This window comes from Metabacillus kandeliae, from assembly GCF_021166585.1.
GTDB lineage: Bacteria > Bacillota > Bacilli > Bacillales > Bacillaceae > Metabacillus_B > Metabacillus_B kandeliae.
The window spans coordinates 92,610-108,694 of sequence record NZ_JAJOZE010000002.1; the positions used below are offsets into that span (position 1 = coordinate 92,610).

Here is a 16,085-nt window from a genome sequence, read left to right on the forward strand (position 1 = left end):
ATGTCTATTTCCCTTTCAGCAAACCTTCGAGATACGCTTTATTATGAAGATAATTGGCATCATTCGGCCTGAATTTCCCCGCCTCTTCATTATGGAAATTGGCTTTCTCGTAATCTCCAATTCTGTCGTAGCATACGCAAAGCTGGATATGCGGCAGCCAGGTGGAGTAGGCTCTGTTCTGAAATCCCCAGTTGGAGGAAGGCACCTCTGATTCAATCGCCAGCTTATACCAGTTGATCGCCTGATGGAAAAGCCCTTTTTCAAACAAATAGTAGCCAAGCCTGAAGCACGCCTCAGGACGGGGAACGTCATACAAAAAAGTTCGGAGGACAGACTGTATGCTTTTGTCTTTGTCGCTCAGCACCTCATAGCAGTCAGCGAGTTTGCTGCAGGCGCCGATGTTGTCCTCGACCCAGCCCTGCCCTGTTTTCAGAAACTCCTCGTATTTTTCTGCCGCGCGCTTGAATTTTCTGTGGTCTTTTAACTCATTGGCAAAATAATAAAGATCCCTTGGCGAAAAGACTTCCCCCTGCTTAAGGCGGTTTTCATAGATTCGCAGGTTCCTGTCTGAATCATGGTGAATGCTTTTATGGGAAACGGCAATGTCCGAGTTGAAAATATTCCCGAATACTTCAAGATACTCATGAACCGCGCCGATCCATTGAAATTGCCTGTTTCTTTTCACAAGACGGTTCCGCCTCAGGCTTGAGGTTACATTGCCGTGATCATCAAAAGCAAGGTGATATTCCATCGTGACAGAGTCATAGGCGGGGTCCAATGTTTTTTTCAGTTTTTTAAACTTCTCCCTGTCACTTTCAAGGAACACATCATCTGCGTCAAGCCAGAGAATGTATTCCTTTGTCGCTTTCGTAAAGGCAAAATTGCGCGCCTTCGCAAAATCATCCACCCATTTAAAATCGAAAATCCGCTTTGTATATTTCCCTGCAATTTCTTTTGTTTTATCCGTTGATCCTGTATCGATAATATTAATTTCATCGGCAATATCCCTGACCGATTCCAGGCACCGGCCAAGAGAATCCTCCTCATTTTTAACAATCATGCATAAACTGATAGTAACCAATGCTGTCAGCTCCTCCTCCGATTCTTCACCAATATGTATGCAGCTGAAACTTGTATAAAGAACCGGAAGGAAACAGGCGAAAGGATGGATGTTGTGTATTATTACGATGAAAAGGTTTGGGAGAGGATCGAACTTATCGGTGTTCCCCATCTCGGCATAGTGGAGGACGCTTATTACATGGGCGGCGAATACAAAGTGGATCAGGCTGTCGGCGAAGCAAGGCTATTGCCGTTTTGCCTTGATGACATTATAAAAGCGGGCATTGAAAAGCTCGCAGGGGAGATCATCCCGCTTCAGACAGTCGATGCAGTAGAAAAAAAAATTAGAGATAGACTAAAAGACGGCAATGGATTCTCCTTTATCAGAATGGGAGACGGAGAATTGGTTACCCTTGCCCACGACATTCTGGTTTCTACAGAGCAGCTGAAGGCTTTTCCTCATTTTGATTTTCTTCAATATGCAGGCGTCCATATTCCAGATCCTGAGTCACGCGATCAGCTACTGCAATGTGTAGCAGATGCTGACTTAATCGGCATACCTGTTGTCAGGTTTCCAAGCTACCAGACGATGTTCATAAAGCTTGCGCAGCACCACGGATGGCCTCTGAAGCAGATGGCGCTGACCGGTTCCTCAGTCAATTACTTTTTGAGCAGAACCACTCTATATGATCACATTCTCAAAAACTGCCGCGTTCTTTTAATCGGCAACAGAATGGCGGAGGGGAAAAATTTTTTCGAGGCTCTTGGCTACAATCAAATTGCCGGTGTCATCCCGGTCAACGGCATCAAGGATGTGCCGAATGCTTTAGCAGAAGCCGCCAAATACGAATTCGACGCTGCCTTTGTATCAGCAGGGATTTCAGCCAACCCCATCTGCACAGCCCTCGCCAAACAAAAAAAGACAGCCCTTGATTTCGGCCATCTGATGGATGAACTGCTGAAAGGAACGTATACGCTGCGGAGAGAATAACAGAAAAAACGGACACTGCAAAAACCAGTGTCCGTTTTTTCTTTCCATTATTGCAGAACAGTATTCAAAACCAATTCGTAAATATTGAGTGTTGTTCCAACAGGAGCTCCTGCACTGAAACCGACTGGATAATTCGGATCGACCGTATCTGTCGGCGCTCCCCAAGGAAGGGTGACGTTTAAGATATTGCTGAACACTTTGATTTGCTGGAATCTCGGTACGTTTGTGCCGCCGAAGTTATAATCGAGAAATACTGCCAGTTCATTCGGTGACAAGTTGTTAATATCATTGTTTTGAATCCGGATAAAATCAATTTGAGTAAAATCAAGTGTGCCCAGGAAGACGATGGTACTGGAAGCAATAGACGGGTCTTTTAAAGGATTGGTTATAATGTTGGAATCAATGAGAATAGAGGCATTTGTGAATGCTGTATTAAACAATGCAAATTGCGTGAATCCAGTTGCAATGTTATCCCTGATAATAATATCGCCATTTGATGTCGGCGTACCTTCAAATGTCAGCATACCCCTTGCGAACGTGCCGCCCTGGAAGGTATTCCCTGCAATAACCGTTCTTCCGCCAACTGCCTGGAACTGAATGGAGTTTCTGGAGCCGCCAAGCGTGCTGCCCGGCTGGATAATCGTATTATCCAAGAGCGAAAGGTTATTGGCATTAATGAAGGCATTTCTTCGTCCGCCGCTGAGAGTTGAACTTGTAATCGAAATATCTGAGTAAAACGTATTCGGGAAGGCTGCAAGCGGAATATTGATAAGTGAGTTGCTTGAACCACTGGAAGGAGTTGGTGCTGAGATATTCAACGCATCCAATGTGACATTACTGGAAGCGATGATCAAGCTCGGTTCATCTGTTATCGTTGAAAACACAATATTCACTGTATCTTTCGCCGTTCCTTTAATAGTAAGCGGCTTGTTGATGGTTAATGGCGCAGCCTGAGGATAAGAGCCTGGGAAAATGATGATGAGATCTCCTGGATTGGCTCCTGCAACGGCTGTTGGGATATCTGCGAAGAACTGCTTTTGCGTATCATTATAAATGGTGTTAGTTACAAGGGTAACATTGGATCCAATCGTAATAAAATCGAGATTTTGCAGTGGAGCAAACGTAATTTGTGCGCCAGGCGCCGTGCTTTGCAGGGTTACCGCTGTTGTCCGAACAGCTGCAGGAAACGCTGAAAGATCGTATGAACCAGGTGTAAGATTAATAATATCAACAGCTGAGTTATTTAATGCCGTATTCAAATCAGCCGCTGTTGAAACTGTGACTGAAATCCGCTGATTTAATAGCTCAAGGTACACAGAAGCAGTAATGCTGTTTTCTGTCGTTTCAGGGATCGTTTGAAGGGAAACAGCTGCTGCCGTAATATTTCTAATTGTTAATACAGACGGAACAGTTGTGACAGCGACAATTGCCTGCCCGTTATTTTGCTGATTTAAGCTTCCGGAACCATAGTTTCCTCCAGTCAGCTGAACGCCGTTTAAGAAGATGCCGAACTCATTTGCATCTGCACCTGAAACAGAGAATGTAACGGCGTAATCCCCTGCTGTGCCAATAGAAATGCCGGCTTCCCCAATAGGGTGAATAATGCTGCCTTTAATAACACCATTTGTATTAAAAGTAACAGCCGCACCGGAAGGAACATTTTGATTGGTTGTATTGAATACATAGCCATATTGAGAAATAGGCGGAGCTCCTGTGGCTCCTGTTGCCCCGGTTTCACCGGTTGGGCCTGTCGGACCTGTAGCTCCTGTTGCCCCGGTTGCGCCAGTTTCCCCCGTTGGGCCTGTGGCTCCTGTATTTCCGGTTGCGCCAGTTTCTCCGGTTGCTCCCGTTGGGCCTGTGGCTCCTGTAGCTCCTGTAGCTCCTGTTTCTCCTGTTCCCGGTCCTGTCGGGCCCGTAATTCCTGTTGCCCCTGTCGATCCGGTTGCTCCTGTGCTGCCTGTTGATCCTGTTTCACCAGTTGCTCCTGTTACTCCGGTTGCTCCTGTGATCCCTGCACCTGTTGGGCCTGTGGCTCCTGTTAATCCAGTCGCACCGGTTTCACCTGTTGCTCCTGTAGACCCCGTTGCTCCTGTGACCCCCACGCCTGTTGGACCTGTAACTCCTGTTAATCCGGTCGCACCGGTTTCACCTGTTGATCCTGTGGATCCCGTTGCTCCTGTGACCCCCACGCCTGTTGGACCTGTGACTCCTGTTAATCCGGTCGCCCCAGTTGCTCCTGTAGACCCCGTTGCTCCTGTGACCCCCACGCCTGTTGGACCTGTGACTCCTGTTAATCCGGTCGCACCGGTTGCTCCTGTTTCACCTGTGACTCCTGTGGATCCCGTTGCTCCTGTAATCCCCACGCCTGTTGGGCCTGTGGCTCCTGTTAATCCGGTTGCCCCAGTTGCTCCTGTTCCTCCTGTGGCTCCTGTGCTACCTGTAGCTCCTGTTCCTCCAGTCGCACCAGTTTCACCTGATGCTCCCCCAGCAGCATTCAGCAGTGCCACATCATCCACAAATACATCTGCAGAGCCTGCAAGCGGAAGGGTGTTGATCAGCACAAAAGCGAAAGCTGTGCCGGGCGGGGAAACCGATGTAGTTTGATAGACTTCAAGCCAGGTTTCATTTGATACATTGGGAATTCTATTGGAAGGAATCGTAAGAAACAATCCCGTAGTTAAAACATTAAAAGAACTATCAAGGAAAACGACCTGCGCCTGAACCCCTGGAGAAGGTGCTGCAGAAGATTTAGCGAGTGAAACGAGAAACTCAAAACTGTTTCCTGCCGGAACAGCAATTACTTGGTCAATAAAAGAAACAACAGCTCCTCCCTGCAATCTTGCAGAGAATAAACCTGAATGGGAGACGGTGTTTGTTACAGTGGCATTTTGAGGATTCCATGGTGCCAGTGTTCCTGTTTCAAAGCCGCCATTGATAATGAAATTCTGTATTGACATTTGGCTTTTATTCCTCCTTATCATAAAAAAAGATTGCAGGCTTCTATTCATTTGCTAATGCTTATATGGACAAAAATAGAGGCCTGCGCAGATTAACACATTGACTAGCAAAACGGTTTAAAATCAATTTTATTAAGGGGAGATTTTAGTAAGATTAAAATAGGCGGAGATAACTGGAACAGAATCTTCATTATTATTCAATGAATCATCAGTCGTTCCAATATTCCGCAATGTGATGGTGTCTCCTGCAAGGAACCTTGATATCCCCTGTCCTGTCAGAATCTGCTGGGATGAATTATCAATGTTCATACCAAAGCGTGCATTATCCCTAACACGGCCAGTGGCACTGACTCCATATGCAGCTTCTACCGGACCAATAAGCAATACGCCAAATTCAAAATGATAATCACCAGGAGTAATAATCGTGATTGTACTTGGGCCTGTAAAAAGAAGATTGGAAGAAACCACTACACCATTAAATGCCACAGGATTGCCTGCTGTAACGGTTTGAGCACTTGTTGAAAATACACTGATGTAAGCTGATGAAAATGAACCCGTTGCACCTGTAGCTCCTGTGACTCCAGCAGCTCCAGTTACCCCAGTAGCCCCCGTAATTCCATTTCCAGCACCTGTCGGCCCTGTTGCACCAGTCGCTCCTGTATTGCCTGTTGCTCCTGTTGTTCCAGTCCCAGCTCCTGTCGGCCCGGTTGCCCCGGTCGCTCCTGTATTGCCTGTTGCTCCTGTGGCACCTGTCGCTCCTGATCCTGTTGGACCTGTGGCTCCCGTTGACCCAGTATTGCCTGTGGCACCTGTGGCACCAGTTGCTCCTGTTGTTCCTGAACCATCAGAACCTCCCACAGCATTAAGCAGCGCCACATCATCCACAAGCACATTTGCTGTTCCTGCTAAAGGAAGGGTATTAATCAAAATAAAAGCAAAAGCTGCCCCAGGCGGTGATACCTGTGTTGTCTGATAGACTTCAAGCCATGTATCATTGGCAGCTGCCGGGATTCTGCTTGCCGGTATGGTTAAAAATAAGCCGGTTGCCAAAGAATTGAACCCGCTGTCCAAGAAAGTAACCTGTGCCTGGACATCAGGGGAAGGGGCTGCAGAGGTTTTCGCCAGGGACAGAAGAAATTCAAAGCCATTCCCAGCAGAAATGGGAACAATCTGTGATACATAGGAAACAACTGCTCCTCCTTGCAAACTGGCAGAAAAGAACCCTGAGTGTGATGCTGTATTTGTAACGGAAGCATTTTGCGGAGTCCATGGAGTAAAGGTTCCCGATTCAAAGCCTCCATTAATAATCAAATTTTGCAGTGACATGTAAGTGCATTCCTCCTTTTTATATTTTTTTTGGAAAAATGTTAGATTTAGAGAGAATTTTAATGAATAGATGATGCTTCACTTATTTATTAATGTTGAAATAAGCGTGTTGTTGCTTGGACTGCCAAAATTCAAGACAGATCAAGCTTGAAAACATCACTGATGCTTGTACAAATTCTATCGATTGAAACAGAAAGATTCCTTGCTGCATCGTCTCTAAAACTAAAATTAATCTCTTTATCATATGAATCTGCTAGACAAAACGAAATGGTTGCATTTCTTATTTCCAAAGAGAGTTGGCTGATGTCTTGTAAAAACGAAAAAAGAAACAGATCTGAAAAACAATCTGTCTCCCAATGCGTTTACCAATTCTCTGTTACACGAAAAACAGCTGTCACTGTGTTTTCCCCGCCAGCCCCAAGGGTAGCCACCGCAAGAGTAACAAATAAATTATCCGGCACTTCAAAATCCAAAAGCTCCTGAGTAATTAAGACACGTGATGATTCTTCACCTACTCCTGCTCCAGCAAGTCCCTGGTAAACTACTTCTCCTCCTGTAATCGAGGTAGCAGTTGTGTTTACAAGCAATGCGGTCTCATTTGTCGGTATATTGGTTGTTGCAGTAGGAAAGTTAACAAATGCACCATTTATCGTTCCACCAACAAGGATTTGAAAAGCCAAATCTGCATCTGTCAAAATCTCTACGGATTCAAGAGTTATTTGAACTGAGTTCGGTCTTGCCGAGCCAGCCGGAAAGACCGGCTTCCGGTTAAAAGAAATAAGCGGAACAAGAGTCGATGTGACGTTTGTCACTGTTCTTCTTTCTGAAGTGATGCGGAATACCGGATCAAATTTACCGATAATGCTGTATTGTCTGCCGCCTACAAACAGGCTGAAGGCAGCTCCAGTGCCGTTATTATTTACTTCAGCCCTTAACGGAAGGTTCGGGTCAATAAAGCTTGTTTGCCCAACTGGGTTAAACCTGTGAACCGTTACAACTTCCTGAGCGCCTGTGGTCGGATCTGGAAGTACGACACGGAATTCAATAATCCCGTACCCGTACCAGGTGAACACAATCTGAAAAATATTGCCCTTTGCCAGGTTTAAAGTGGCGCCGCTCGGTCCTGTTCCATTTAGTGGGTCTACATTCCAGGATGCTTGAGGAATAACGGTATCGGCACCGCCCCGGCGCACTGCCACAAACACGCCGGTACTGCTTGTGCCGAAAAAGGCGCCGTTCTGGCTGTCATAAAGCCCCCATCTGGCAAACTGCCCGCCGGCCGGAGCAGAAGGAATGCGCACTCCAATTCCTGCTTCGCATCCGTACCCTGGTTCGTAGCGGCCGCGCTCAGCGCTGTCCAGAATCGCAAAGTCAGATGCACCGGCTGCGGTACTGACAACATATTCGGTTGAAGTATTGGTTACTGTTCCGCCGCCGTTTACGGTCACAATATCCCGAAGTGTTGAGACACCGTAAACAGAGGTCAATTCTATAACAGGAGATTTTCTTGCAACCCTGAGCTCGTCAAACTGGGAACTGACATCAGGACCTACATTATTAATGCTGATATCTGCCACAAAGTATCCTCCTTTTCTGTTATTTGTACTTCGGGAAGACTGTTATCCAGCCTTCCTTTAAAACTATGGCTACCACTCTTCAGTCACCCTGAATGTGCCGGCAACGGTGTTAGTGCCTGCTGTGAGGTTCGCTACAGCGAGCGTAATCGTTGTATTGTCAGGAAGTTCAAAATCAAGCAGCAGCTGTGATGCGAGAACCCTGCTCTGCTCTTCAGCGCCTCCTGCAAGACCCTGCAGAATAACCTGGCCGCCGGAAACGGTTGTGGATGTGTTATTAACTAAAAGCGCGGTCTCATTCGTCGGGATGTTTGTGGTAGCTGTCGGGAAGTTGACATAAGTTCCGTTCACTGTGGCATTAAGAAGAACCTGGTAATAAATATCAGACGAAGTTAACAAGTCAATTCCTTCAAGCTTGACGCTGACTGAGTTTGCTCTGGCTGAACCTGTTGGAAATATGGCTTTTCTTTGGAAGGACAAAATCGGCGTCAATGTTGTACCGGTTACAGCAACCTGCCGTCTTTCTGAGGTAATGCGGAATGTCGGGTTGAAATTTCCGATGATGCTGTACTGCCGTCCGCCGACAAACAAATTCAGAGGTGCCGGTGTTCCGTTGTTGGCAACCTGTGCACGCAGCGGAAGATTTGGATCAGCCAAGCTTGTTTGGCCTGTTGGCGAGAAACGGTTTACCGTTACGACCTGCTGTGCCAATGTCAGAGGGTTCGGCAAAACAACTCTGAACTCAATGACTCCGTATCCGTACCATGTAAAGACAATCTGAAAAATATTACCTTTAGCGAGATTAAGTGTAGCGCCGCTTGGACCTGTGCCGTTTAATTGATCAACGTTCCAGGATGATTGAGGAATAATGGTATCAACACCGGCTCTTCTGATCGCCACAAAGATACCGTTTGTTGTATCCTGTCCGAAGAACGCTCCATTTTGATCATCAAATAATCCCCAGCGGGCAACCTGTGATCCAGTCGGAGGAGAAGGCAGCCTTACACCAATGCCTGCTTCACCCGCATAGCCTGGCTCATATCTTCCGCGTTCTGCACTGTCCAGAATCGCACTGTCTCCGCCAAGCCCTGTAGTGCTGACAATATATTCAGTTGCATTGTTTGATACTGAGCCATTGCCTGTTGTCGTTGTAATATCGCGAAGGACTGAAACACCGTATACAGAAATCAATTCAATAACAGGTGTTTTTTCTGCTGTTCTTAATTCGCTGAACTGGGAATTTACGTTAGGGCCAACCGCAACAATCGTGGCATTCGGACTGAATAATCCTGTTGGGCCGGTAACCCCGGTTGCTCCTGTTGCTCCTGTTGCGCCAAATCCGGTAGCGCCTGTTGCTCCTGTTGAACCTGTTGCTCCTGTTGCTCCTGTTGCGCCTGTTGAACCTGTTGCGCCAGTTACACCTGTTGCTCCGGTATCACCTGTTGCTCCGGTCGCTCCGGTATTTCCTGTCGGACCTGTTACACCTGTTGCTCCTGTGTTTCCTGTTGCTCCTGTTGTTCCTGCCCCAGTCGGTCCCGTTACGCCCGTAGCTCCGGTATCACCTGTCGCTCCTGTGTTTCCTGTCGCTCCGGTTGCTCCTGCTCCTGTTGGACCGGTTACGCCTGTTGCTCCGGTATTTCCAGTGGCACCTGTACTTCCTGTTGCCCCAGTTGCTCCTGCTCCTGTTGGGCCGGTCACACCCGTTGCTCCCGTATCTCCTGTGCTTCCTGTCACCCCGGTTGCTCCTGCTCCAGTCGGTCCTGTTCCTCCCGTTGCTCCGGTGTTCCCTGTTGCTCCAGTATTTCCAGTAGCGCCAGTGCTTCCTGTCGCGCCCGCTCCAGTTGGACCTGTTGCTCCCGTTGCCCCTGTATTTCCTGTTGCACCTGTACTTCCAGTGACACCGGTTGAGCCTGTAGATCCTCCGCCGCCTCCGCTTACTGCAATCAATGCTACATCATCGACAAGTACGTCAATTGCTTCGATCGAACCTGTCAGCAGAGTTGTAATCAGGACAAAAGCCTGTGTAGTGCCAGCAGGTGCAACGGTTGTCGTTCCATATACTTCAAGCCAGGTATCATTAGCATTATCAGGGATATGCCCAAGCGGAATATTGAGCAAAATTCCTGTACCCAATAATGCGGATGAGCTGTTTAGAAATAGAACTGATATTTGAATTGGTGCTGAAGGATCAATATCAGGGTCTTCATCCTGAACGCTTGATAAAGATGCAAGGATCTCATAGCTTTCACCAGCCGCCGCCGGGACAACTTGCGCGATATAGGAAACCGGTCCTGCAAGAAGCCTTGCAGAATAAAAGCCAGTATGAGAATTTAAAGTTGTAATCGTCGCATTGGATGGAATCCACGGTGGAAATGCTCCCGTTTCGAAGCTGCCATTAACAATCAAATTTTGAATGGCCATTACCGTCACTTTTCCTCCATTCTATTAAAATTTTGAATCCCTCCATCCTATGCTTGTTCCACTTCAGTTGCCTTAGGGGGATGTATTAATTTTCAATTAAATCTCTGTTTTGTAAGACGCAAAAAAGGAATACTGCCCGGAACAGTATCCCTCGTTTACTATTTTACTTTTTGAATCGCTAAATCTTTTTTGGAAAAGATAGTGAATTTGATCCTAGAATTTAATCAAATTCAGGTTTCTGGTTGATTAAAATTTAACCAAGTTCATATACCTGTTAACAGCATCAGCTGAGTTAACATTTGTAGCCGCTGTAACAATTACCCGAAGTTCGTAAGTTGTTAAAGCAGTTAACGGGGCAGTGTCTACATAGGTGTTGCCAATATCAAACCGTTGGATGCCTGCAGATTGCAGTGTCCTATTAAGTGTTCTAGTGGTAATCAGGGTGCCGTTCCGATAAATTCTGAATTCAACAGTTAGGGTATTATTGGCAGCTGCATTTTCCTCGATGGCTAAAGCATAATCAACTTTAACATTTTGACCAGCTGTAAGTGGTGTTGTAACCGCAACGACTGTAACCTCTGCACTTGGAGGGAAAACAGCAATTGGACCATTATTATTAGTAAAGGCAAGGGTTGGGGCACCCGTTGGGCCAGTTGCTCCGGTTGCGCCTGTTGCGCCTGTTGCTCCTGTGGCTCCTGCTCCCGTGGCTCCTGTCGACCCTGTTACTCCGGTAGCGCCTGTTGCTCCTGTGGCTCCTGTCGGCCCTGTTACTCCGGTTGCGCCTGTTGCTCCCGTGGCTCCTGTCGGCCCTGTTACTCCGGTTGCGCCTGTTGCTCCCGTGGCTCCTGCCCCTGTAGGACCGGTCGCTCCCGTTTCTCCTGTCGGGCCGGTGACTCCTGTTACGCCTGTTGCTCCCGTGGCTCCTGCTCCAGTTGGACCGGTCGCTCCCGTGGCTCCTGTTGGGCCGGTGACTCCTGTTGCTCCGGTTTCTCCAGTCCCTGGTCCTGTTGGCCCGGTTACTCCTGTTGCTCCTGTTGCTCCCGTGGCTCCTGCTCCAGTAGGACCGGTCGCTCCTGTTTCTCCTGTCGGGCCGGTTACTCCTGTTGAGCCTGTTGCTCCCGTGGCTCCTGCCCCTGTAGGACCGGTCGCTCCCGTTTCTCCTGTCGGACCGGTTACTCCTGTTGCTCCTGTTGCTCCCGTGGCTCCTGCTCCAGTAGGACCGGTCGCTCCTGTTTCTCCTGTCGGGCCGGTTACTCCTGTTGCTCCTGTTGCTCCCGTGGCCCCTGCTCCAGTAGGACCGGTCGCTCCCGTTTCTCCTGTCGGACCGGTTACTCCTGTTGCGCCTGTTGCTCCCGTGGCTCCTGCCCCTGTCGGACCGGTCGCTCCCGTTTCTCCTGTCGGACCGGTTACTCCTGTTGCGCCTGTTGCTCCCGTGGCTCCTGCCCCTGTCGGACCGGTCGCTCCCGTTTCTCCTGTCGGGCCGGCTACTCCTGTTGCGCCTGTTGCTCCCGTGGCTCCTGCTCCCGTTGGTCCTGTTGCTCCCGTATTCCCTGTCGCCCCAGTGCTGCCGGTTGCTCCCGTTGCACCAGTCGTCCCTGTTCCTCCGCCCGCTGCATTCAATAAAGCAACATCATCAACTAAAATATCAGCGGCAGTGCCTGAAGGGATAATTGTGTTGATGAGCACAAATGCCTGAGTTGTACCAGGGGGCGCAGGGGAAGCAGTCTGGTAGACTTCCAGCCAGGTTGAATTTTCGTTAGCCGGAATACCTCCCTGTGCAATGTCTAAAAAAAGCCCCTGCCCTATAAAGTTATTGGCAGCGTCCAGATAATTGACCTGGACTTGTACAGGAGCGGAAGGGTTCGCTCCAACCTTTGCGAAAGAAGCGAGGAATTCATAGCTTTCGCCTGGTGATGCAGGAACAAATTGCGCTATATAGGATACTGGACCTGCCTGCAGCCTTGCTGAAAAAAAACCAGTATGAGCTTTTATTGTTGTGATGGTAGCATTTTGCGGAATCCATGGCGGGAAAGTGCCTGTTTCAAATCCGCCGTTTAAAATTAAGTTTAAAATAGCCATGTGTAAACATTAATCCTCCAATCTGCAAATTCAGTTCTGTCTATTCTATGAATAATGCAAGCTGTGGGATATGGTTTTTTGACTCAATAATCATTAATTATGTTTTCACCCAGCAAAAAAGGAATACTGCCCAGGGACAGTATTCCTCTCTTCTATAACTATTGAAATGTTGAAATCGCTCATTTTATTTAAGGAAATAGAGGAGGTTATCGGCTGTTGGCAATTTTTCTGTAAAGGGAGACAACTTTTCGGTTTTTCTGCTCCTTTTGCTTTGGCCAGTCCTCGTACAGCTTATAAGTTAAATTAATTTCATCCATTAATGCAGCCAGTCTAAACATTTTTTGCTTTCTATCCATTGCACGATTGATGACAATAGATTCATAATCCTTATGGATTTCGTATAGTGATCTTATTCTAACTCCTCCTGACTCCATCTATTTCCCTTGTATCTCTAATAGCCCCTATCCTGATTTGTTAAACGCACCAATTCATACAGAAGGTTTACATTTCTTCAATAATGGCAACTGTTGAAAGAAAAGAGATCAATAGGGGGTGCCGGGATGTACAATCAATTTCCGCAATGGGAATGGTACAATTTCGATTCTGGAGCACAAAATGCTGAAAAAATTATGGAACTAACGGACAATTGCCCGATTGCAAGCAGATGGGTTAAAAATATGAACACGAGAGAAGACAATGAAATGCGGATCGGCACACTTGAAGAAGGAAAGGAATTGGTCTGCGGCACCCTGCTTTATGCTCCTGATCCTGATGAGGCAGATCATAACCGGATTTTTCATTATTATTTAACAAAGAAAATGCTGATCACGGTCAATTTCGATTTTGACATTTTGAAAAAACAGCGCAGTGACAGGGTGTTCCTGAAATTGGATAAGGTAGAGGACGCCGTTGACGGTTTTGCCGTCCTTCTATCAGGTGTGATGAACAATTATCTTTACGGGATTGATCATTTCGAGAGCAAGCTGAAAAAGGTGCTCGATGAAGTGCATCAAAGAAAGAGCAGCGTGCTCTTAAAAATTTACGACCTTCGCCAATCCCTTCTGAAGTGGAAAAGCTACATCCTTCCCATTACTGAAATTGTAAAAGGCGAAGAAGAAGCTTTTCTTGAAAAGCTGGCGGTAAATAACGAATACATCAGATTAGACAAGCAAACGCAAAGAGCTTCCTATTTGATTAAAGAATATCAGGAAGAAATCGATACACTCATTCACCTGGAAGAGGTTTTCTCCTCCCAAAGAGGAAATGAAATCATTCGCTCTTTAACAATTCTTACTGTTATGTTTACCCCGTTAACGGCTCTTGGCGCATTATGGGGAATGAATTTCAAGATGATGCCTGAACTGGAATGGCCGCTCGGCTACCCGATGGCTCTTGCTCTCATCATTCTTTCAACCATTTGGGTTTACCTTTATATGAAAGGAAAAGGATGGGTCGGACAAAAACCGAAGTGGGACCGCAAAAAGAATTGAAGTGACTAACCCCCCTCTAAAATCAGATGGGGGTTTTTTAGACTGTAACAGCAAGAATGAGGACGATAATGGATGCTTGCGGGTGATAAAATAAGCTTATACTGAAATGTACAGAAAGGAAGGCCGATATTATGACTGACTCTATTCATTTTTCCTTTGAAGAAATGTGGGAAAAAATTATGGCCTGCGACCGCAAATATGACGGGCTTTTTTATACAGCGGTAAAAACGACCAAAATTTACTGCCGGCCTTCCTGCCGCTCCAGAAAGCCGAAAAAGCAGAACGTTGAATTTTATTATCATATACAGGCAGCAGAAACAGCCGGCTACCGCGCCTGCAAGAGATGCCAGCCGGAAACAGAAAAATCTCCTGAAGCAGCTCTCGTTCACGATGTCATTCTTTTTCTGGCAAAAAACTACAAGCAGAGGCTGCAGCTGAAAGACATTTCGGACCATGTCGGCATCAGCACTTTTTATCTCGAAAGGGTCTTCAAAAAAGAAACAGAAGAAACGCCGCGCACCTATCTCGACCGGATCAGAACAGATAAAGCGGCATACCTGCTGAAGCATACTGCCATGACCAATCTCGATATTTGCCATGAGGCCGGTTTCCACAGCCCCTCTAACTACTATAAAATTTTCCGCAGGCTTAAGGGCTGTTCGCCCAGCGAATTCCGGAATGAAGGAGCCCTGCCGGATGAAATGGGCTGAATACAGCGGCCTGCAGGCTCCCGCAGACTTCCATTTCGGAGAGTGCCTCTCCTTTTTAGGAAGGTCAGACACGGAGACCACTCATTCGATAAAGGACGGCCATTTATATAAACTGCTGAAAAGTGACGGCGAACTGATCCTGGTGAGAATTTCTGAAGGGCTGAAAATATCATTCTTAGGAGATATCTCTGAAAAAGGCAAGCGTGCTGCCGGCCTTTATATTCAGGAATGGCTTGATTTGGACCGTGACTTGACCCCGTTTTATGAGCTGGCTGCATTGGACCCGGTTCTCTGGGCTCTCACTGAGAACTACAGGGGTTTGAGAATTGCCGGCATTCCTGATTTGTTTGAAGCTCTCTCATGGGCCGTCATCGGACAGCAAATCAACCTAACCTTTGCTTACACGCTAAAAAAGCGGCTGGTCGAGGCATATGGTGAAAAACACACTATTCTAAATGAAACTTATTGGCTGTTTCCGCAGCCGGAAGCCATTGCAGAGCTGCAGACGGATGATTTAAGAAAGCTTCAGTTTACAGGCAGAAAAGCAGAGTATATGATTGGCATAGCAAAAGCCGTTTCGTCCGGCGAGCTGGCAAAAAAAGCCCTGCAGAAGCTGGATGATCAGCAGGTCAGGAACACGCTGATGTCCATCAGAGGAGTCGGCGCCTGGACGGCAGACTATGTGATGATGAAATCCTTTAGAAGGACCGCTGCTTTTCCAATTGGCGACGCCGGTCTTCACAATGCACTGAAGGCCCAGCTGAATCTGCCGGAAAAGCCTGCACTAGATCAAATCAAAAAACTCGCCGCCCGCTGGGAAGGCTGGCAGGCATATGCTGTTTTTTACTTATGGAGGTCACTATATGAATAAACTCGATTACCAATCACCGATTGGCATACTTGAAATAATCGGCGACGAAACCGCCATTTCTTCTATCCTTTTTACTGAAAAAGAAACAACGGAATATGTGATGGAGGAAAATACGCCAGCCGTCATGAAGGATTGCTACCAGCAGCTTGATGAATATTTTAACGGCAAGCGCAAGGAGTTTAATCTCCCTTACAAACTCAATGGAACCGTCTTTCAAACCTCTGTCTGGAACGCCCTGAACAGTATTCCTTATGCCAAAACCGGCTCCTACCGGGACATCGCCACAGTCATCGGAAACGAAAAAGCCATCAGAGCTGTCGGCAACGCCAACAGCAAAAACAAACTCACCATCGTCATCCCCTGCCACCGCATCATCGGCTCCAACGCCAGCCTCACAGGCTACGCAGGCGGACTTTGGCGAAAAAAATGGCTGCTGGAGCATGAACAGAAATATTAATTAGAAAAGCGGAAGCCGCTTGTTCAGCCCCGACAAGCGCTGGAGGAAAATCACGAAAAGTCCGGTCTTTGACTTTTTGGGATTTTCCGAAGCGACTCGAGGGGCTAGCGGCTGGAGCTGGATCAAGAAAAGCGCAAGCCGCTCGTTCAG

At 47.3% G+C, this 16,085-nt stretch carries 12 protein-coding genes; 5 read left to right on the plus strand and 7 right to left on the minus strand.

What is annotated here, in order from left to right:
* Positions 1-4: 4 nt before the first annotated feature.
* Positions 5-1,081, minus strand: coding sequence for a glycosyltransferase (locus tag LRR81_RS07440; RefSeq protein WP_231788719.1), 1,077 nt, complete (start codon positions 1,079-1,081; stop codon positions 5-7).
* Between the two features lie 84 nt (positions 1,082-1,165).
* On the opposite strand from LRR81_RS07440, the gene LRR81_RS07445 reads away from it, so the two are divergent.
* Positions 1,166-2,050: a GT-D fold domain-containing protein gene (locus LRR81_RS07445; RefSeq protein WP_231788720.1), complete on the plus strand. Its 885-nt coding sequence runs from the start codon at positions 1,166-1,168 to the stop codon at positions 2,048-2,050.
* A 47-nt stretch (positions 2,051-2,097) separates the two neighbouring features.
* Here LRR81_RS07445 and LRR81_RS21200 read toward each other — a convergent pair whose 3' ends face one another.
* From LRR81_RS21200 to LRR81_RS07490, 6 genes are all read right to left on the minus strand, one after another.
* Positions 2,098-5,007 carry an NTTRR-F1 domain gene (locus LRR81_RS21200; RefSeq protein ID WP_269448556.1) on the minus strand — a complete coding sequence of 970 codons (2,910 nt, stop codon included), beginning with the start codon at positions 5,005-5,007 and terminating at the stop codon, positions 2,098-2,100.
* 132 nt (positions 5,008-5,139) lie between these two features.
* A complete protein-coding gene (locus tag LRR81_RS21205; protein WP_269448557.1) occupies positions 5,140-6,333 on the minus strand; it encodes an NTTRR-F1 domain in 1,194 nt (397 codons plus the stop codon).
* Positions 6,334-6,695: 362 nt separating this feature from the next.
* Positions 6,696-7,910 carry a hypothetical protein gene (locus LRR81_RS07470; protein WP_231788721.1) on the minus strand — a complete coding sequence of 405 codons (1,215 nt, stop codon included), beginning with the start codon at positions 7,908-7,910 and terminating at the stop codon, positions 6,696-6,698.
* 69 nt (positions 7,911-7,979) lie between these two features.
* Positions 7,980-10,328, minus strand: coding sequence for an NTTRR-F1 domain (locus LRR81_RS21210; RefSeq protein WP_269448558.1), 2,349 nt, complete (start codon positions 10,326-10,328; stop codon positions 7,980-7,982).
* A gap of 246 nt (positions 10,329-10,574) precedes the next feature.
* On the minus strand, positions 10,575-12,407 hold the full coding sequence (locus LRR81_RS07485; RefSeq protein ID WP_231788722.1) for an NTTRR-F1 domain: 1,833 nt from the start codon (positions 12,405-12,407) through the stop codon (positions 10,575-10,577).
* 206 nt (positions 12,408-12,613) lie between these two features.
* Positions 12,614-12,841 carry a hypothetical protein gene (locus tag LRR81_RS07490; RefSeq protein WP_231788723.1) on the minus strand — a complete coding sequence of 76 codons (228 nt, stop codon included), beginning with the start codon at positions 12,839-12,841 and terminating at the stop codon, positions 12,614-12,616.
* A gap of 126 nt (positions 12,842-12,967) precedes the next feature.
* Here LRR81_RS07490 and LRR81_RS07495 point away from each other — a divergent pair, with 126 nt between their 5' ends.
* The 4 genes from LRR81_RS07495 to LRR81_RS07510 all read left to right on the plus strand — a co-directional run bounded on the left by LRR81_RS07495 (position 12,968) and on the right by LRR81_RS07510 (position 15,935).
* Entirely contained in the window at positions 12,968-13,897 is a 930-nt protein-coding gene (locus LRR81_RS07495) for a magnesium transporter CorA family protein (RefSeq protein ID WP_231788724.1), read from the plus strand.
* A 131-nt stretch (positions 13,898-14,028) separates the two neighbouring features.
* Positions 14,029-14,607 (plus strand): bifunctional transcriptional activator/DNA repair enzyme AdaA, encoded by a 579-nt coding sequence (locus tag LRR81_RS07500; protein ID WP_231788725.1) that lies wholly within the window; start codon positions 14,029-14,031, stop codon positions 14,605-14,607.
* On the plus strand, positions 14,594-15,478 hold the full coding sequence (locus LRR81_RS07505; RefSeq protein ID WP_231788726.1) for a DNA-3-methyladenine glycosylase family protein: 885 nt from the start codon (positions 14,594-14,596) through the stop codon (positions 15,476-15,478). The genes LRR81_RS07500 and LRR81_RS07505 overlap by 14 nt, the downstream gene beginning before the upstream one ends.
* Positions 15,471-15,935 carry a methylated-DNA--[protein]-cysteine S-methyltransferase gene (locus LRR81_RS07510; RefSeq protein ID WP_231788727.1) on the plus strand — a complete coding sequence of 155 codons (465 nt, stop codon included), beginning with the start codon at positions 15,471-15,473 and terminating at the stop codon, positions 15,933-15,935. The genes LRR81_RS07505 and LRR81_RS07510 overlap by 8 nt, the downstream gene beginning before the upstream one ends.
* Positions 15,936-16,085 lie beyond the last annotated feature (150 nt).